General features: G+C 40.6%; 22 protein-coding genes and 1 pseudogene. 19 read left to right on the top strand and 4 right to left on the bottom strand.

Going from position 1 to position 19464, the window contains the following annotated elements; all coding sequences use genetic code 11:
* Positions 1-7: 7 nt before the first annotated feature.
* Positions 8-1012 carry an LLM class flavin-dependent oxidoreductase gene (locus HT574_RS15175; RefSeq protein WP_033313961.1) on the bottom strand — a complete coding sequence of 335 codons (1005 nt, stop codon included), beginning with the start codon at positions 1010-1012 and terminating at the stop codon, positions 8-10.
* 211 nt (positions 1013-1223) lie between these two features.
* On the bottom strand, positions 1224-1850 hold the full coding sequence (locus HT574_RS15170; RefSeq protein WP_175245251.1) for a hypothetical protein: 627 nt from the start codon (positions 1848-1850) through the stop codon (positions 1224-1226).
* A gap of 142 nt (positions 1851-1992) precedes the next feature.
* Here HT574_RS15170 and HT574_RS15165 point away from each other — a divergent pair, with 142 nt between their 5' ends.
* The 19 genes from HT574_RS15165 to HT574_RS15080 all read left to right on the top strand — a co-directional run bounded on the left by HT574_RS15165 (position 1993) and on the right by HT574_RS15080 (position 18011).
* A complete protein-coding gene (locus tag HT574_RS15165) occupies positions 1993-2550 on the top strand; it encodes a thioredoxin family protein (RefSeq protein ID WP_175245250.1) in 558 nt (185 codons plus the stop codon).
* A gap of 199 nt (positions 2551-2749) precedes the next feature.
* Positions 2750-2950, top strand: coding sequence for a cold-shock protein (locus HT574_RS15160; protein WP_175245249.1), 201 nt, complete (start codon positions 2750-2752; stop codon positions 2948-2950).
* Positions 2951-3173: 223 nt separating this feature from the next.
* On the top strand, positions 3174-3560 hold the full coding sequence (locus HT574_RS15155) for a gamma-glutamylcyclotransferase family protein (protein WP_175245248.1): 387 nt from the start codon (positions 3174-3176) through the stop codon (positions 3558-3560).
* A 27-nt stretch (positions 3561-3587) separates the two neighbouring features.
* A complete protein-coding gene (locus HT574_RS15150; protein ID WP_175245247.1) occupies positions 3588-4364 on the top strand; it encodes an ABC transporter permease in 777 nt (258 codons plus the stop codon).
* 209 nt (positions 4365-4573) lie between these two features.
* Positions 4574-5938, top strand: a complete 1365-nt coding sequence (glnA, locus tag HT574_RS15145; protein ID WP_175245246.1) for a type I glutamate--ammonia ligase — start codon at positions 4574-4576, stop codon at positions 5936-5938.
* 253 nt (positions 5939-6191) lie between these two features.
* The gene (locus HT574_RS20255) at positions 6192-6314 is read left to right on the top strand and encodes a hypothetical protein (RefSeq protein WP_256411166.1); all 123 of its coding nucleotides are present in this window, start codon (positions 6192-6194) and stop codon (positions 6312-6314) included.
* A 54-nt stretch (positions 6315-6368) separates the two neighbouring features.
* Positions 6369-6473, top strand: coding sequence for a TipAS antibiotic-recognition domain-containing protein (locus tag HT574_RS15140; RefSeq protein WP_175245245.1), 105 nt, complete (start codon positions 6369-6371; stop codon positions 6471-6473).
* Between the two features lie 165 nt (positions 6474-6638).
* On the top strand, positions 6639-7523 hold the full coding sequence (locus HT574_RS15135; protein WP_175245244.1) for a sulfite exporter TauE/SafE family protein: 885 nt from the start codon (positions 6639-6641) through the stop codon (positions 7521-7523).
* A 326-nt stretch (positions 7524-7849) separates the two neighbouring features.
* Positions 7850-8815 carry an MBL fold metallo-hydrolase gene (locus HT574_RS15130; RefSeq protein WP_175245243.1) on the top strand — a complete coding sequence of 322 codons (966 nt, stop codon included), beginning with the start codon at positions 7850-7852 and terminating at the stop codon, positions 8813-8815.
* A 420-nt stretch (positions 8816-9235) separates the two neighbouring features.
* Entirely contained in the window at positions 9236-9565 is a 330-nt protein-coding gene (locus tag HT574_RS15125; RefSeq protein WP_175245242.1) for a DUF3237 family protein, read from the top strand.
* Between the two features lie 353 nt (positions 9566-9918).
* A complete protein-coding gene (locus tag HT574_RS15120; protein WP_175245241.1) occupies positions 9919-10257 on the top strand; it encodes a DUF3870 domain-containing protein in 339 nt (112 codons plus the stop codon).
* A gap of 247 nt (positions 10258-10504) precedes the next feature.
* Entirely contained in the window at positions 10505-11452 is a 948-nt protein-coding gene (locus tag HT574_RS15115; RefSeq protein WP_309138307.1) for a 3-hydroxyacyl-CoA dehydrogenase NAD-binding domain-containing protein, read from the top strand.
* 20 nt (positions 11453-11472) lie between these two features.
* The gene (locus HT574_RS15110) at positions 11473-12804 is read left to right on the top strand and encodes a short-chain fatty acid transporter (protein WP_175245239.1); all 1332 of its coding nucleotides are present in this window, start codon (positions 11473-11475) and stop codon (positions 12802-12804) included.
* 20 nt (positions 12805-12824) lie between these two features.
* Positions 12825-13502: a cyclase family protein gene (locus HT574_RS15105; protein WP_175245238.1), complete on the top strand. Its 678-nt coding sequence runs from the start codon at positions 12825-12827 to the stop codon at positions 13500-13502.
* 107 nt (positions 13503-13609) lie between these two features.
* Positions 13610-14293, top strand: coding sequence for a CoA transferase subunit A (locus HT574_RS15100; RefSeq protein ID WP_175245237.1), 684 nt, complete (start codon positions 13610-13612; stop codon positions 14291-14293).
* On the top strand, positions 14290-14955 hold the full coding sequence (locus HT574_RS15095) for a 3-oxoacid CoA-transferase subunit B (RefSeq protein ID WP_175245236.1): 666 nt from the start codon (positions 14290-14292) through the stop codon (positions 14953-14955). Before HT574_RS15100 ends, HT574_RS15095 begins: the two co-directional genes overlap by 4 nt.
* A gap of 6 nt (positions 14956-14961) precedes the next feature.
* A complete protein-coding gene (locus HT574_RS15090; protein WP_175245235.1) occupies positions 14962-16164 on the top strand; it encodes a thiolase family protein in 1203 nt (400 codons plus the stop codon).
* A 17-nt stretch (positions 16165-16181) separates the two neighbouring features.
* Entirely contained in the window at positions 16182-17243 is a 1062-nt protein-coding gene (locus tag HT574_RS15085; RefSeq protein WP_175245234.1) for a zinc-dependent alcohol dehydrogenase, read from the top strand.
* Positions 17244-17261: 18 nt separating this feature from the next.
* Positions 17262-18011 carry a carboxymuconolactone decarboxylase family protein gene (locus tag HT574_RS15080; protein WP_175245233.1) on the top strand — a complete coding sequence of 250 codons (750 nt, stop codon included), beginning with the start codon at positions 17262-17264 and terminating at the stop codon, positions 18009-18011.
* Between the two features lie 358 nt (positions 18012-18369).
* On the opposite strand, the pseudogene HT574_RS20550 reads toward HT574_RS15080, so the two are convergent.
* Together HT574_RS20550 and HT574_RS20545 are read right to left on the bottom strand one after the other, a co-directional pair.
* Positions 18370-19097, bottom strand: a pseudogene (locus tag HT574_RS20550) (IS256 family transposase).
* A 131-nt stretch (positions 19098-19228) separates the two neighbouring features.
* A complete protein-coding gene (locus HT574_RS20545) occupies positions 19229-19393 on the bottom strand; it encodes a hypothetical protein (protein WP_254698697.1) in 165 nt (54 codons plus the stop codon).
* Positions 19394-19464: the final 71 nt, after the last annotated feature.

Genomic DNA, 19464 nt, shown 5'->3' with positions numbered 1-19464 from the left:
ATTCTCTCTACCCCCATAATTCTTCGGCAATTAACCGAAATGACGCCAGTTTATCTGCAAAATCATAGGTAATCGTTACAAGCATAATTTCTTCTGTTTCATAAGCCTCGCTGAGACGAAACAGCTGTTCTTTTATTTGTTTTGGCGAACCGACGATCATCCGTTTCCGGTTTTCGATAACCCGTTTGCGCTCATACGGACTGTACGGATAAGCCGTTGCTTTTTCCGGGCTTGGCGTGCCGTTGGACACCATGCCTTGTTCAATCATCAACAGCGATAAATCAAGGCTTGATGCCACCCATTCCGCTTTTTCTTCTGTTTCGGCGCAAATGGCGAACACAGCGACCATATTGCGCGGTTTATCTAAATATTTCGATGGCACAAACCGTTCACGATACAATTTCGTATAATATTCCCCACCTTCGCCGTTAATAAATTGGGCAAACACATATGGCAACCCTTTTTGCGCGGCAAGGAGCGCGGAGGATGAGCTTGAGCCGAGCAGCCATACATCGGGAGCTGTCCGTACGTTCGGTGTCGCCTTTAGCCCGTGCAATGGATGTTCTTTCGGCAAGTCGTTATGTAAATAAGCTAGCAAATCATCAACCTGCTCTGGATAGCGGTCTATATCCCTTCGTTTTCCTTCTTGCAAGGCGATTGTCGCAATCGGCATGCCGCCAGGCGCTCTCCCGATCCCTAAGTCAACCCGGCCGGGATGAAGTCCTTCGAGCACTTTAAAGTTTTCTGCTACTTTATAAGCGCTATAATGCGGGAGCATTACTCCGCCTGATCCGATGCGGATGCGCGACGTTTTCGCGCCAATATGGCCAAGGAGCACTTCCGGAGATGAACCTGCAAGGCTGTTTGTATCATGATGCTCCGACACCCAAAAACGTTCATAGCCAAGCTCCTCGACAAATTGCGCGAGCCGGACAGTATTGGCGAGCGCTTCTTCCGCTGTCATCCCTTCCGCAATCGGGGATTGGTCTAGCACGCTTAATTTAAGGCTCATGATAAAACATCCTTTCGCTATCGTGCTTCATGTTCCAAGAGGGATTAATTATTTCTTATTATGCCCCGCCAGGGGAAAATTGTCTATTGATTTGCCTGTAAGTAGGCAAGGATTTTTATGTTGAATCGCTGCTGCTTTTCATTTTTATTTCAGCGATTGCAGCTAAAAAAGAAGAACACGCCCCGCTAGGCCGCTGTTGGGGCGCGCTTATTTATAAATGTACGAGCTTTTTTTCCTGCTCCGGTTGTTCTATTGCTTTCTTTCGTTCAAGGCGTGAAAATAACGAATGCATTAGCTGCTTCATCGTGTCGACGATAAAGGAGCACCGTTCGTATAACGCTTCTTTTAAACTATCGAGCTGGCGCGTCATTTTGTATTGTGTCGCTTCCTGTGCTTCCAGCCGTTCGATGACCGTTTCCTGAAACACGTGCTGCAGTTCTAATTTTTCGATTAATGTTTGATATAGTTTCTCGTGCCCTTCTAAGCGAGCGAGCAGCCCTTGGTATAAATGTTCTTGCGCGGCGAGTTGCTGTGATAGTTTTTTTGTTGCCTCCTCTTGCAAAACAAGGGAGTCGTTAATGGCATGCTTGGCCGTTACGTCTTGTTCTATTCGTTCATTCCATCGTTCATATAGCTGTTGTTGCTGCTCGTGTTGGGCGGAAACGGAACGCTGCAGTTCTGCTAGTAAAGCGGAAAGTTCATTGTAAAGCCGCTGTTGTTCCTCTAATACTTGCTCGATGGCGGACCGACGGTAATAGAAAACAGGATGTGATGAAGCGGGAGGGGTTCCTTCATAGACGCGCGGAGTCAATTTCTTGTTCGTATAAATGAAAGACATGCCCGACACTCCTTTCCATCTGTAAATACCTATGTGACATCATATGCAGCTATTCTTATTTCGGTTAGGCACCAAGTTTGTGATGCCGTCTCATGCTTTGGTATAATAAAATAAATAGAAAATTTGGAAAGGATGTGGATATATGCCAGCAGTCGAGTCCAATATGTTTCCATTAGGGCAAAAAGCGCCGTCGTTTGAACTAGTAAACGTGGTTGATGGCAAAACCGTCCGTTTGGAAGAGGTAAAATCAGATGTTGCAACGGTGATTATGTTTATTTGCAATCATTGTCCGTTTGTCAAACATGTGCAGCATGAACTTGTCCGTCTTGCCAACGATTATCAGCCAAAAGGAGTCACGTTTATCGCCATCAACTCGAACGACGTGGAAAAATATCCGGAAGACTCGCCGGAAAATATGAAAAAAGTAGCTGAGGAATTAGGCTATCCGTTCCCGTATTTGTTTGATGAAACGCAAGAGGTGGCAAAAGCGTACCAGGCAGCGTGTACGCCGGATTTCTATATCTTTGACCGCGACTTAAAATGCGTATACCGCGGCCAGCTTGATGATTCACGACCAAACAATGGCATTCCGGTTACAGGGGAATCGATTCGCGCAGCATTAGACGCATTATTGAATGGCGAGCCAGTGCCGGAAAAACAAAAACCAAGCATTGGCTGCAGCATCAAATGGAGGGAATAATTTCCATCATTTCTTGACTTTCTTTTGCGCATCCAGTATTATTAACAAAGCACCATTTCGTTCGTCGTATAAAGGATCATCATAAGTCGTGCCTTGCGAATAGGGGGCCTGCTTATATGTTCCCTTGCTTGCGTAAGCGCACGGCTTTTTTCTTTATTGCGGTAGCGATGGTCAATATTTAATTTTTGGAGGAATCACAATGAGTACAGGAAAAGTAAAATGGTTTAATGCCGAAAAAGGGTACGGGTTTATCGAAAAGGATGGCGGCGGCGATGTTTTCGTTCATTTTACCGCCATTGAAGGCGAAGGGTTTAAAACGTTAGAAGAAGGGCAGTTCGTTACGTTTGACATTGTCGAAGGAAACCGCGGTCCGCAAGCGGCAAACGTACGTAAAGCGTAAGGAGGGAACAAGGTGATATCGCTTCTGGCGGTATCACTTTTTTTACGGCAGGCGGCTCATTTCGGAACGGACAAATTCACACTGGCGCAGCTTCGGAGCTGCAAGGATGGATGAGAGGCAGGGCTTCCATTGTTTTTGTCTTGTTGTATGATAGAGATGTAGATATATCCCGCTTATAGTTTTCATAACTTTTATTATGTAAACAAAAAAGGGGGAGAAAAAAATGAGGCCGCTGCTATACCGTGTATTTGTGTATGGAACGTTGTTAGTGGGGGAAGCGAACCATTATGTCGCCGCTCCTTATATCCGCGATATTCAGCCAGGAAAAGTGAAAGGGCGCTTATATGACGTCGGGGCATACCCCGCGCTCGTTGTCGAAGAAGAAGGCGAAGTAATCGGCGAATGGTTTACCGTAACGGAAGAAGGGCTGCAAGCGATGGATGAGCTCGAAGAATATGAAGAAGGGGGCCGACATAACGAGTACGAGCGGGTTTGGATTAAAGATTTGGAACAGCCGATCGAAGGGTATGTATATATATACCTAAAAAGTAAAGCGGCGCACCTTCCGCTCATTCCGTCAGGGTCATGGCGGCATCGGCATACGAACTAGCGGCGTATGAGAAAGTAGGTGTTTTTATTGAACGAAATCAATAATACATCGCTTTTTGTCATATGGCTGTTTATTCTTGTCCCGGTATTTATATCATACCGGCAGTCATTAAAATTAGAAAAAGACATTATTTGGTCTTCATTGCGCGGATTTGTTCAATTATTAATATTAGGATATTGCATTTCCTATCTTTTTTCTTTAAAAAAATGGTATGTTATTATTGGTTATGTGCTATTGATGGTGGCTGTTGCTTCGTTCAACGTTTCGAAGCGTGGAAACGATGCAAAACGCACGTTTTTTCTTGTCTTTTTCAGCATGATTGTTTCTGTTGGAATTCCAATTATGTTATGGCTAATTTGCCGCATTATTCCATTTCAAGCTCGATACATTATTCCAGTTGCTGGAATGTTTTCAGGAACAGCGATGGTTGCCTCAAGCGTCGTTTTAGAAACGATGAAACAGGAACAACGTAACAATATAAAACAGCACGCCATCAAAATTGCAATGATTCCAACGATTGATTCCTTAAAAACAATGGGGCTTGTACAAATTTCCGGAACAATCACGGGAATGATTTTGGCCGGAGCAGTTCCATTTGCTGCAGTCAAATATCAAATTTTTATCGTATTTACCCTTCTTGTTGTCGTGGCCATTTCGGCGATTGCCGTTTGCTTTCTCATTATCGAGCGTTCTATCAAACTAACGATTACTGAGAAGAAGATCATAACAAATTCTCTTGATAATGGCTGCATATGTCTATCACGGCGGCTGTCTAAAAGGGTGTTGATGAATCCCCCTTTATAGGCAGCTGCCTTTTTTATTAACAAAATCGCATAAATATACAGATATACCACTATTTATAGTTCGGTTTTGGTAGTTCTTTGAAAACGATTTCTAGTTAGTCTTATAAAAATACAGAAAAATTAATAAAAAAAGTATTGCCAAATACGCGCTCCTTCCCTATAATAGAGACATGTTATAAAAATAAACGTCAGAATGTGAGGTAATGTAACATGTCAAAGGTGATGGTTTCTCCTACAAGTGATCGGGAAGCAGTGCTTGAACAAATCAAAGAAATAATCAAGCAAAAACATGTCGAGCTTTTGCATCTGCAATTTGTCGACATCGAAGGAATTTTGAAACATGTTACGGTGACGGCGGAGCAGCTTGATGATGTTGTGGAAGGAAAAATCATGTTTGACGGTTCCTCAATTAAAGGGTTTTCTCCCATCAACAAATCCGATCTCTATCTTCTACCTGACTTAAACACATTTGCCGTATTGCCTTGGACAGTAGAGGAAGGATATTCCGAAGCCCGTTTCCTTTGTTCTGTTCTCAATCCTGATGGAACGCTGTTTGAAGGGGATCCACGCAACGTTTTAAAGAAAACAATTGAGCGTGCCGCGAAAAAAGGATATACGATTTCTGTCGGCCCGGAATTGGAATTCTTTTTATTCAAAGCGGACGAAAACGGAAACCCGACGACAGAACTCCATGATAGCGGCGGATATTTCGAACCGTCTCCAAAGGACCTTGGCGAGCGCGTTCGTTTAGAAATTTACCGCGCGTTGAAGGCGATGGGCTTTACGATCGAAGCATCCCATCACGAAGTTGCGGAAGGACAGCATGAAATCAACTTCAAATATGCTGATGCGTTAGGGGCGGCAGACAATGCAACTACATATAAGTGGGTCGTAAAAACGATCGCCAATAAATATGGACTGCACGCCACGTTTATGCCAAAGCCGGTGTTCGGCATTAATGGCTCCGGCATGCATGTGAACATGTCGCTATTTAAAGACGGCGAAAATGCGTTTTTTGATCCAAGTGATGAAAACCTATTATCAGAAACGGCCTATCGATTTATCGCTGGCTTGCTCGCGCATGTCAAAAGCTTTGCCGCCGTTACAAATCCGCTAGTAAACTCGTACAAACGGCTTGTTCCGGGATATGAGGCGCCTTGTTATATCGCGTGGTCGGCATCAAACCGTTCGGCGTTAATCCGCATCCCAGCCAAACGTGGCATGGCGACCCGCGTCGAGCTCCGTAGTCCAGATCCATCGGCCAACCCTTACCTTGCGTTTGCCATCATTGCCGCCGCTGGTTTGGACGGAGTGGAAAAAGGCTTGCAAGCTCCGGCGCCGATTGACGAAGATATTTTCCATATGACAGAAGAGCGCCGCGCTCTGCTTGGCATTGAAAATCTGCCGGCGAGCTTAGGAGCGGCAGTGGAAGAATTCGCAAACGGCACAATCGGACGTGAAACGTTCGGGGAACACGTGTTTCAGGAATACGTCGCTATGAAAAAAGCAGAGTGGGACAGCTACCGCACCGCTGTGCACGCTTGGGAAATTGAACAATATCAAGCGAAGTTTTAAACAGAAAAGGGGCGCGGAAAAGATTGCTCTATCAGTCTTTTCCAGTGCCCTTTTTTGTGAATAATGAAATATAGCGTTGAATCTAACATTGTGTGATGCTGTATGCTCTGCTTAGAAGGTGAAAACACATTGTATAAAGCAAAAAAGTAGCAAATATCGTGGATGTGAATGTACGGACGCAAGAGCATCCACAGAAATACGCCAAGGAAGCGCGAGAGAAATATGGCGCTAATATGGTTGAACAGGTAAAACGGTGAACGTCGGCATACAGAAGGAAGATTGGGCAACGATAAAAGCAAAGATGGATGATATTTATGGAAAAATTACCGCTCGTAAGACATACGGACCGGACGACGAGCAGATGCAGAGGCGGTAGCGGAATGGAGACATTTATGATTGCACCTTTGACATTTTCCGATGACTTGGCGGCTTGTATGTCAACGATGAGCGTTTTGCGAAATGTATTGACCGCTATCAAATGGGGTTAGCTGCATTTTTGCGTGAGGCGATGCTGTATGCTGCGATCGTCGGATGAATAAAAATGCATGATAAAATTCTGTTGGTTAGATAAAACGGGGCTCAGATGATGAATCTAAACTCCATTTTATTTTTTTATAATTCACAGTTGACAACTGTGAATACTTGGTATTAATGTATTAATTAATAAAAATATTCGACCATTTCAGACGGAGGGAATGAAATGAAAAAGTTAATCGTGTTTGTGATTGTTGGATTTATCGCGCAGCTTATTGACGGTTCACTCGGAATGGCGTATGGGGTTACGTCAACAACGCTGTTGCTTGCGTTCGGGATTGCCCCGGCGGTCGCTTCCGCCTCGGTGCATTTAGCGGAAGTGGTCACAACCGCAGCTTCGGGCGCATCGCATATTAAATTTGGAAATGTCGACCGCGACATGCTGGTCAAATTGATTATTCCCGGCTCGCTTGGTGCGTTTGTCGGAGCCTGCTTTTTAAGCAATCTTCCAGGGGATTTCATTAAACCATATGTTTCTCTATTTTTGTTAGCGCTTGGGGTTTATATCATATATCGGTTTTTATTTCTATCCGCCCGCCAAGATCCGCAGCCGCCAAAGAAATTTTCGAATAAGCAACTTGTTCCTCTTGGTTTAGTGGCCGGTTTTCTCGATGCGACTGGCGGAGGAGGATGGGGCCCGATTTCCACACCGGTTCTTCTCGCGAATAAAGGAATAGAGGCGAGAAAAGTGATAGGAACAGTCGATACGTCGGAGTTTGCCATCGCTTTATCCGCTACCATTGGATTTATCATTTCGTTAGGCTGGGAACAAGTCAACTGGTTTTGGGTAGGAACGCTGATGTTAGGGGGAATCATCGCTGCTCCGATTGCGGCGTGGCTCGTTCGCAAGCTGCCATCCCATTTGCTTGGGGTATTAGTCGGGGGATTAATCATTTTTACTAATGTTCGCACCTTGCTTCATGCGTGGGGAGCTCCCAACAGCTGGTATCCAGCCGTGTACGGCGCTATCGTGCTCGGTTGGGCGGTTTCGATATGGTTGGCGGTTCGCAATCATCGGAGAGTATCGCTATCTAATGATCTTGCGTCATAAAAATAAACGAAAGTACATGTCACAGATTGGAAAAATAGGGCGGATGGATAGAGGATATAAGGGTTCTGTAACCTTGATGCTGGGATTGAGAAACAGCGGAACAGCCTGTTCATCAGGCATATAAAGTATATCTCCTATCCGGCAGCATGGACGTAATGCACTGGGCGGTAGAAATTTAATGATTAACTTACTTATATAAGACATAAGTGATGGGAGATCAATGATCGGAAATCGTTTATGTCTTGTTTATTGGTGGAGATTCTCTTTTTTATTTGTTAGAATATTAAAATAAATATAAAAATGTATAAAAAATGGGAGATGACATTATGCAAAAACCGGTTGATTTAGGACATGGCATTTCAATGATTGATTTGTATGATTTAGGAGTTGCACAGCGCACCGGTACATATGTGCTTCACGAAGAAGAGATCGCGATTATTGAGACGGGTCCAAGCCCTTCCGTTCCGTATTTATTAAAAGGGTTGGAAACGCTTCAGATTGATCCTGCGGATATCCGCTATATTATTGTGACACATATTCATTTGGATCACGCAGGCGGCGCTGGGACGCTGCTTGAAAAATGTCCGAACGCCCGCGTCATCGTTCATCCGAAAGGGAAGCGCCATTTAGCGGACCCGTCACGGTTAATCGCTGGGGCGAAAGCGGTGTATAGGGAGAATTTTGATGAATTGTTTTCTCCTGTTTTGCCGGTTCCAGAGGATCGTCTCATTGTAAAAGAAGATGGCGATACGCTTACGCTCAGCAATGAGCGCACATTGACGTTTTTGGATACGCCTGGCCATGCCAACCATCATTTCTCGATTTACGATTCGCGCAGCCGTGGCGTTTTTACCGGCGATACGATCGGGGTGTTTTATCCGCAGTTGCTGAAAGATGGGCTTGAATACTGTTTGCCGTCCACTTCTCCGAACCAATTTCGGCCGGAGGCGATGCTGCAATCGGCTGAGCGTCTCGAACAGCTCCAGCCTGAACGCATTTATTTCGGTCATTTTGGCATGTTGGAAAACCCTCGTGCAGCGTTTGAACAGCTTCGTTTTTGGCTTCCGAAGTTTGTCCAAGCGGGGGAAAAGGTGATGGCGGAACAACACGACGCGCCGATGCAAGAAAAGGCGAAAGCGGTGTTTCAAGCGCTATATCAAGAGGTCAGCGCCTTTTTGCAAGAAAAAAATATTCCATCGACATCCGAAGCGTACGATATCATCCGTCTCGATCTTCAAGTATGTTCGATGGGAATTGTCGATTATTTACAAAAGACAATCCAACAAGGTTAGAATAAGAGAATTGTTATGCTATTTCTGATGCGTTGCAATTGCCGATGCAAGGCTGTTTTTGAGAACGGTTTCCATTGTATTTTAAACAATGAACAGGTGAAATCGATCGAGTGTGGGATGCCGGTTTGAACGAACAAGCATCTGCGAAAATGATTTGAACATAATGGGCTTGGTGACATCACCAAGCTCTAGGTGTTAGAAAAAGCGGGACACACTTTCTGAAAGATCGAGAAAAAATTCGAGAATTGGTGAGAGTATATTGTAGAGATGCCGGGAAATACTCCGATGCATCTTTAAAGTTTATATATCAAAGATTTAAGTTGGATTTATATAGAGGTAAAAAGGAAGGGATTCACGCGCAACAACAGTTTGTAGTTTGCAAGTTAAATAAAACCTTAAGTCTTGTGAGAATACACTATCATGGGGATTTCATCTTCAAAAGGGAGAAACGAAACTATTGAAATGAAACATATTTTTACAGCTAACATAAAAATAGAAGCCCCGATAGAAATTGGGGGTGTGGAGACTGGCATAAGAGGAATTATACCGGTTTCGGTCGGGACGTTTGATAGTCCGGCATTAAAAGGTACTGTTTTACCCGGTGGTGCGGATTACCAATTAATTCGCTATGATGGGGTTGATTGCTCATTATACGATAAGGTTGATGCTATAAGTATTGTGTCAGAATTAAATTTCCAGGAGTATCTGAATAAAAGCCATTCATCCTCTTTCATATGTCTTATTTGTTAAAAAAGTCAATAACGTAGTGATAATATTTTCCTTTACATTCACCTTAGTAAAAACAATTTTTCAGGTCGACGTAAAACGCGTTTTAAACCTTAGGGGAATGTGTTTTTTTATTCCGAATAGGCAAAAATTATGGTGTTTAAGACGTATCTTCGTAGAAACTACGTGCTTTTTTGTTTTCTTCATGCAGCGATGCGATGAGTATGCTTCGCATAGTTGCGAAATGAGTCTGCTTGCACCGTGGCTTCCTTGAGCAGACTAAATGGAAACAATAATAGATATTGAAGTGAGAAAACTCATTAAATAAAATAGTATTAGCACATACATTCTGTAACATTGAGAAAAGGGAGATGGAAATGAACAGTGAAAACAATATTTCTACTGTCTTAGTAACGGCATATGCCAAAGCACCACAAGGTAGTTCCATGTATGAATTGTATAAATATTCTGGGATAGTTTTGGAAATCGATCCATCCACTGACCGTGTTGTTGATGCAGAATTTACCTTCATCACGCAGTTGGCTCAAAATTTTTTTCGAAGACTTATTATTGGATATGATTTGAGTAACGGGATTGAAGATCTGGTAAAACGCATAGAGAATCATTATTTTGCGCCTTCAGCAAATTCTGTTATTGTAGCATTAAAATCTGCATACAGACGTTACATGGAACATAAACAAAAAGCAGAAAAATGACATAATTGTTTTTTATTATTAACTTGACATTTATTAAATCACGAGTATAATTAGTAATAAGATTTTAAATTTTTTACACAATTATCAGGAAGCGCCTTCTTAACGGGGAAAGTTGTCTATACAACAACTTTCGCGAGAGTTAAGAATGCCCAGCTTCTCCAAAAGCTATAAGGGAATTCCTGACTTCCCTTTACTTTTGGTAGGCTGGGCTTTTATTTTTATTCAATAATTGAGGGGGTGAACAACTATTAAAAATTATAATGTCTCTGTAATTGGTGCTGGAACAATGGGAAGAGGGATAGCACAACTTCTTGCCCAAAAAAATGTAAAAGTTGTTTTAATCGACCTTAATAAAGAGATATTAGAAAAGGCTATTACCTATATCCAAGAACAGGTCATGTTATTTAATGAACACGGAATGTTGGATCGAGATATGAATGATGTTGTTGAAAACATTACATTTTCTACTGATCTCCAAGACGTAAATAACTCATGGCTAGTCATTGAAGCCATACCAGAAAAACTGGAATTAAAACAGGAATTGTTCAAGAAACTAGAAGAAATATGTGATCCAACAATACGATTTGCAACTAATACTTCTGGTTTATCTATTGACGATATTGCAAAGACCATGAGAAATCCAGAGAGATTGATTGGAACACACTTTTTCATGCCTGCTACTATTGTTCCATTAGTCGAAGTAGTAAAAGGCGATCTCACTTCTACAGATGTAATTAATGATATTATGGAGTTTCTAAAGAAAGTTGGCAAATATCCAGCTTTAATCAATAAATCAATCCCTGGATTTATTGGTAATAGGATTCAACATGCTATTGCTAGGGAAGCTATCTCGATTTTAGAAAAAGGCATCGCATCGGCAGAAGATATAGATCTTATTGTGCGGTGGAGTATAGGAATTCGTCTGTTGTTTACTGGACCTTTAGAGCAAAGGGATTTAAATGGTTTAGATGTACATTATAATATTGCAAATTATCTATATAAAGATCTGGAAAACCGAATAAGTCCTTCTCCACTTTTAAAAAGCAAGGTTAAAAAAGGTGAATTAGGAATAAAGAGCGGCAAAGGATTTTATGATTGGAAAGATATGAATGAATCAGAGGTGATGAAAAGGAAAAATATTGAATTATTAAAAGTCATTAAATATCTCCATTCTATCGAACAACATGATAAATAAAAGGGAGGCAAGTTTAGTTTATGGATAAACTGACAAAGTTTTTTACAAATTTAATGAGAAAATATCTCCCAGATCCTTTCGTATTTGCCATCGGTTTGACGATATTAACATTAATACTAGCCGTGGTAATAGAAGGGAGAGAAATCGTTCAATCAATTACAGATTGGGGAAGTGGCTTTTGGAATCTTCTTGCATTTACCACACAAATGGCAGTCATTCTTGCCATGGGATATGTGTTAGCATCTGCGCCAATAGTTGATCGCTTTCTAAACAAATTAGTTAGCACTGTTCGTACACCGCGGATGGCAATTGTAGTAGCAACGTTGGTAGGAGGAATCGGGAGTTACCTAAACTGGGGATTTGGCTTGGTTATTGGGGGAATTGTTGCAAAAAAATTAGCTCTTCGTGTAAAAGGGGTTCACTATCCTTTAATTATTGCAGCAGCATATAGCGGATTTACCCTTTACGGACTGGGCTTATCTGCAAGCATTCCTATTTTAATATCTACACCTGGTCATCCTTTGGAAAAAGAAATGGGTATTGTCCCACTTTCAGATACTATTTTCTCAACTCCAATGTTACTAACAAGTCTGGTCATATTAATTACATTACCAATCCTAAATACGTTGCTTATACCAAAAAAGAAAGAGGAAATTATCGAAATAAATCCTGTTCTCGTGGCAGAACAACAAACTGCTGTAACCAATATTTTAGGTGAAAATACATTTGCTAATAAATTAAATAACAGCCGATTATTGTCTTACATTATTGGATTAATAGGAATTATATATATAGTTGTTTATTTCTATAATGGTGGCTCTATAGACTTGAACTTGGTTAATTTTATAATCCTTTTTCTAGGGATCATTCTATTGGGGACACCAGCGAAATACATCGCTAGTTTAAACGAAGGTATTAAGACAATATCTGGTATTATCCTTCAATATCCATTTTATGCAGGAATAATGGCTATAATGGCAAGTTCAGGGTTGGTTGACTCAATCGCTAAGGTATTCGTAGATGTTTCATCAGCTGAATCATTACCTTTTTGGGGACTAATAAGCTCCTTTGTTATTAACTTTTTTGCACCTTCTGCTGGAGGACATTGGGTAGTTCAAGGACCTTTTATGATTGATGCCGCAAAAGAACTCGGGGCATCAATTAGTCAAACTTCAATGAGTGTTATGTTAGGTAATGCTTGGAATGACCTTGTACAGCCTTTTTGGATCTTGCCAGCACTCGCCTTATCTAGATTACAACTTAAAGATGTGATGGGGTATTTGGTTGTTATTATGATTTGGATTGGAATTGTATATAGCGTGTCAGTATTACTATGGGGTTATCTAGGTTAAGAAATTGGGAGGTATGTTATATGAAAATCGTTGATTTAACAGTCAAACTGTATGATGGATTAACTTCATTTCCTTCACATCCGAAAGTTGTAATGATGGATCATATTACACATGATTTTTCGAAACCACGATATATTCCTCCATGTGAAGGATACGCAAGTAAGATTTTAATTGTATCTGATCATGGTGGTACCCACATGGATGCTCCTTATCATTTTTTTAAAAGTGGCCTGACTATAGATCAAATACCATTAGAAGCCACCATGGGAGAGGCTGTGTTAATCGATGTATCTCATAAACAACCAAGCGAACCGGTAACACGCAGTATGATTGAGGAAGTTGTACAAAAGCGAGAACTTGAGATAAAAGAAGGAGATATTGTTTTATTTCGTTGCTGGCCCGGAGAATGGAATGGTCCTGGGTTTCATGAATGTAAATCATTAGATGCATCTGTCGGAGAATGGGTTGTTGAGAAGAAGTTAAAGGCTATTGGTCTTGATCTCCCAAATGCAGATGTTAACGATAATATGCAACGTTCCGTTCATTTGGCTCTATTAAGTCGAAATATTCTTATTATAGAGAATTTAACCAATCTAGATAGAATAAGCAAAAAACGGTTTTATTTCATCGGAATGCCTCTTAATTTGCAAGGTATGACTGGTTCACCAATCCGTGCTGTCGCAATCGAGGAGTGGTAATAACAATATCCTTTAGAAACAAAACGTACCCAACCTTTCCAATAGACAACACTCCCTTAGTCTACTGAAGGGTTGGGTTTTCTTATCAAATTAGAAAGGTGATTGTAATGAACAAGATTGTACCGGCTCATGAAGCAATTCGAAAGATTAAATCAGGAGATACGATTATGGTAGGAGGATTCGGATTAGTAGGAGCTCCATTAACATTGATTGACGAATTAACCAAAATCGATGTTTGTGATTTAACAGTTATTAGTAATAATCTTGGAGAACCTGGAAAAGGTCTGGGTATTTTGCTAAGGCAGGGGAAGATCAAAAAGGCAATTGGCTCTTATTTCACAAGTAATCGCGAAGTTGGGGATTTTTATAATCAGGGAAAGTTAGAAGTTCAACTACTTCCACAAGGAACCTTATCAGAGGCCATTCGAGCTGGCGGAGCTGGAATCGGTGGTTTCTATACCAAAACAAGCGTAGGTACAGAATTATCTAAAGGAAAAGAGATCAGAGAAATTAACGGAGAGTTGTATGTATTTGAACCTGCTTTACATGCAAATGTAGCGTTAATTAAAGCATGGAAGGCAGATCGATTAGGAAATTTAGTTTATTACAAAACCGCTCGCAACTTTAATCCTATAATGGCTACTGCTGCTGATTATGTGATTGCGGAAGTAGATGAGATTGTAGAAATAGGAGAGTTGTCACCTGAGGAAATAGTTACTTCTCATGTTTATGTAGATGCAATTGTTGAAAGTAGTATTGTCTTATCTAAAAAAGGAGTTGTTCATAAATGAGTGTAGACATCAACATACAGGAACGTATCGCAAAGCGAGCCGCAGCTGAGTTAAAACCTTATTCCATTGTAAATCTGGGAATCGGAATACCTACTTTAGTTGCTAAATATGTGGATTCAAAAAATATTTTCTTTCAAACGGAGAACGGTTTATTAGGAGTCAGACATCTTAGAGAAGATGAGGATATAGATCCTCTATTGGTTAATGCTGGTAAATTACCTATTGGTGAAGAACTAGGTGCTTCTTATTTCAGCAGTGCTGATTCATTTGCTATGATTCGAGGCGGTCACATTGATGTTGCAGTGTTAGGAGCTTTGCAAGTAGATGAAGATGGTATTATTGCTAATTGGTCCATCCCTGGAAAAAGTATTCTAGGGGTAGGGGGAGCAATGGATTTATTAAGCGGAGCGAAAAAGGTAATTGTAACTACTACTCATACCACTAAACATGGTGAACCAAAGATAGTAAAAAAATGCACTTATCCAATCACTTCGATTCGGAAAGTTGATTTAATCATCACGGAATTAGCTGTTTTCAAGTACGAAAATAATAGATTAGTACTTACAGAGATTGCAGAAGACAGTTGTCTAAATGAAGTGAAAGAAAAAACAGAGGCATTTTTTGAGATATCGGAAGAGCTAATTCAATCATTAGGGAGATGAGTGGATATGGAGAGACGTGTATTTGTAGTTAGCGCAGAAAGAACAGCAATTGGAAAAATTGGTGGTACATTGAAAGACGTAGAACCGGACGATCTTATACTTCCTTTGTTTCAAAGTCTAGTTAATAAAAATCTAGTGCCAATCGATCGAATAGATGAAGTTATTATTGGTCAGGCAAAGCAATCTCAAGATCATGCCAATATTGCTCGTAAAGTGTTGTTAAAAGCTAGATTTCCTGAATCCTTACCAGGATATACTGTAAATCGTCAATGCGGTTCAGGCATGCAAGCAATACACAATGCTTACTTAGCGATACGTGCGGGATTATCCAACGTTGTTATAGCTGGTGGCGTCGAAAGTATGAGTACCGCTCCATACTACTTAAGAAAAGCTCGGTTTGGATATACTTCTGGAAATGGAGAAATATTAGACCCTAATAAAGAAAGTCAACCCGGATCCCAACCTATTGAAATATACGGTCGTTTAGTGATGGGCATGACCGCAGAATTTCTGGCTGAAGAATATAATATTTCACGTCAAGAACAAGATGCGTTTGCTTATTATAGTCAATTAAAAGCAAATAGGGCAATTGCAGATGGTGATTTTAAAGATGAGATTGTCCCAATTTCCGTTCCTCAAAAAAAGGGGAGACCTTTGATATTTTCAGTAGATGAACATCCTCGGAAGCCTGATTTAGAAAAATTAGCTTCACTGCCACCGGTTTTTAAAGAGAATGGAACTGTAACAGCAGGTAATTCTTCAGGTTTGAATGACGGGGCATCACTTCTTTTAATTGTTTCTGAAGAAGCTCTAAAAGAATTTGAATTGCAACCAATAGCAGAAATTGTATCTTTGGGAGTATCAGGAGTGAGACCGGACCGAATGGGAATGGGTCCTGTCGAAGCCTCTATTAGAGCTTTACAATCAGCAGGATTAACTATTAATGATATTGATTTAATTGAATTGAACGAGGCTTTTGCTGCTCAGGCTTTAGCGGTTATTAAAGAATTAAAATTACCAATGGAAAAAGTTAATGTAAATGGAGGGGCTATTGCTTTAGGTCATCCAATTGGGAATAGCGGTGCAAGAATCTGTGTTACTTTACTGCATGCAATGCGTAAGCGTAATTGTGAATGGGGACTAGCATCACTATGTATTGCAGGTGGACAGGGAATTTCCACTATTTTTCGAATAACCGATCAGATTTAACAAGGGGTGACAAAATTGTGAAGGCAGTTGTAAAAAAACATCGAGGACGGGGAATCGATATATCAGATGTTGATATTCCAATATGTAAAAAGGATGAAGTGTTAGTAAAGGTGGAAGCAGCAAGTATATGTGGAAGTGACTTGCATATGTATGAAGGAATGGATGCATATGAATGGGTTTCTACTCCCGTCATTCTTGGACATGAATTTGCGGGAACTGTTGTAGATGTAGGAAATACTGAAAATCAATATTTATTGCATAAACGTGTTGTAATTAATCCATATGTTCCTTGTGGTCAATGTCGTAATTGTAAACGAGGAAATACGAATTTATGTGATTATGGCCAAAACTCTATCAATAAAACCCCTGCGAAATCATTGCGTTATGGTTTTAGAGAAAATGGGGGGATGGCAGAATATGCTGTTGTTCACTATAAAAATGTCTTACCGATTCCAGATGAACTTTCTATAGATGTAGCCGGAATGATAGAAGCGATTGCTATAGGTGTACATGCAATTGAACGAGCTAATATATTGCCTGGAGATACAGCCGTAGTAATAGGACCTGGACCAATTGGATTATCATTGGTTTCTTCATTATCTAATTATGGTTTGGAAAGACTCATAGTTACGGGTTTACGCAAAGACGAAAATCGTTTAAGACTTGCGAAAGAACTCGGCGCTACAGACATTGTGTATGCTGACGAAATAAATGATGTTGAAGCTATTTCAGAATTGACAAATGGAAATGGTGTAGATTATGTATTTGAAACAAGTGGATTCCATCAGTCTCTAATTTCTGGAGTAAGAATGTGTATAAAGGGAGGAGAAGTTCTACTAGTTGGTATTTCTACCAGGAAAACAGATTTACCATCAAATGAGATAGTACGCGGTGAAGTAACTGTAAGAGGAGTGTACGGAGTAACAGAAAAAACATTACAGCGAACCATTGTTATGGCTGCATCTAGCAAATATCCTTATGAAAAATTAATTTCGCATCTTCTTCCTTTAGAACGTGCCGTCGAGGGATTTGAAGCTGGTCTAAAAAAAGAAGCAGTTAAAGTAATATTGAAACCATAACAAGTGGAGGAGAAAAAGTTGACAAATCAAGACCCTTTAAAATTTTTTGAACAGGTGTATGGAGAGATACCGGAATGGGTACAAAAAATGAGTTGTTTTTCTCCAAAGGCGTTAGAATACTATACAAAATTACGTCATGAAATTATGGCGGATGGTGCAATTTCTAAAAAAGATAAAGAATTAATCCTTGTAGGAATTAATGCAGCTAGGAGATATAAAAGAAGTATGATATATCATACTAAAGGAGCTATTGATTCTGGAGCAACTATTATGGAAATAGCAGATATTTTAACTGTATGTATTATTTCGCGCGGCATCCCCGCTTGGCTAACCGGCATAGAAGCTATTCGTTTTGCTGAATCTTACACAAACACTAAATTAGAAGAATCTAATATGAGTAATAACTTAGTCACCTTAGATAATATTGATGATTGCATTTGCTACTATAACGAAGAAACAGGTGGGAGTATACCTCTATGGGTTGAGCTTTTAAAAAAGGCTAGTCCAAATGTTCTACAACGATATAGCAATTTGAGAAAGCTTGTCTTATCTGATCATGTGGTTTCTAGAAAAATAAAAGAACTAGTCCTTGTAGGAGTTAATGTTGCAGAGAGATATCGTGATGGTGTGAAGATTCATGTTAATGGAGCAAAAAAACATGGGGCTACAGATAAAGAAATTGCCGAGGTATGCCTTGTAGCTGTTTTAACAGCAGGTATCCCCGCATGGTTTGAGGGAAGTGATTTTCTGTCACTAGATGAAAAATAAACATTGATAATCGTAATTAGGATAACTGATTCAAAAATCCATTTTAAGATGGCTTTGAGTCAGTGGCACCGTCAAGAATTTTGTGTAATGTAAGATAGATAGGTTATCTCTAAAATGGATTTGGAATGAATAGGGGACGATTTTCCTCCACACAGGAGACGGAATATTCCGTCTCCTGTGTGAAAAGGGAGAATTCCCTTATTCTGTTCATTTACAGTATTTGATTAATGATAACGTTCTTCAAACATTCGTTGAAGGGCTTCCTGCGCTTCGGCAAATCCTCGCAACTTTCGGGTCGGCCTACTTCTCGTTAAAGTCCTATATCATCAAATACACGACTTTTTCAGCGGCTTCTAAACTACTCAAACTGTTTGTTCATTGACTTTAGGCGTTTCCGAGTCTCCTTGATTGTTCGTTCTATGGCATTGGTGGTATAAATTACACTTCGAATACTGCTTTGATAGTCCATAAAGGTGAGGAGGGCATCCGACTCATTCGCCCAAGATTGGACTTCCCTCGGATATTGTTTGACCATTTCGACTCAAACTGTTGAAACATCTTCAGTGCGATTTAAATGAGTTTGAGATTCTCAGTCATTTCGAATTGGTCTTTTTTTCCGAACAAGACGGAGCGTATTACGAACTTTGTGAACGACGCAGCGTTGCTCATCGACTTTCGGATAAATGGCCTTAAAGGCTTCCTCCAGCTCCGGAAGACCATCGAAGACGCCTAGAAGCACTTCCTTGACGCTTCTTTGGTAGAGATGTTGAAGCATCTCCTGCCATCCATAGGTATTTTCTTGTCCATCTACGAAGAAGTCGATAATTTCGTGATACCCTTCTTCATTATTCACTTCTAACAACATACAAATGACTTCTCTCTCTACCGTATCCCGGCGAAGTTTTCATAGAGACCATCTAAATATAAAACAGAATAGCGTTTGTGCAGTGGACGAGTGTGCCATGTCTCGATATCTTCCTTTACCACATCGGTAATACGACTGATCGTTGCAGGAGAATAGGCATTTCCTAGAATTCATTCGATAAATTTGCCAATTTCCCGTGTACTCATGCCACTTTGATACATCTTGATGATAGCTTTCTCGAGCCAGCCGGTGTGTTGTTGGTAAGGAGCGAACAGCTACGTTTGAAATTCCCCGTTCCGGTCTCTTGGAACCAAAAGGCCTTCCAATACGGACAATATTGCGTATCTAGGTTTCAATGGTAATAGCTGTTTCTCCTATTCGACGTTTCCCTCTGTTCCATTTCGAGGAAGCTCTGGATTTTTTTCTTCATGATCAACTCTAATTTTTCCTTTACAAACTGACGAATAGCGTTTTCCGGTTGATGGCCCCAGTCTACATTCAGTATACTTTTAGACATAAGTAGGGTACTCCTTTCTCTGAATGTTGAACGTGTTGCAAAACGCATAACGAATGCATAAATGCACATAA

It is taken from the genome of Parageobacillus sp. VR-IP (assembly GCF_013357975.1).
Classification (GTDB): Bacteria; Bacillota; Bacilli; order Bacillales; family Anoxybacillaceae; genus Saccharococcus; species Saccharococcus caldoxylosilyticus.
Note: the sequence above shows the minus strand (reverse complement) of the source record. Positions and strands in the feature narration are given on the sequence as shown.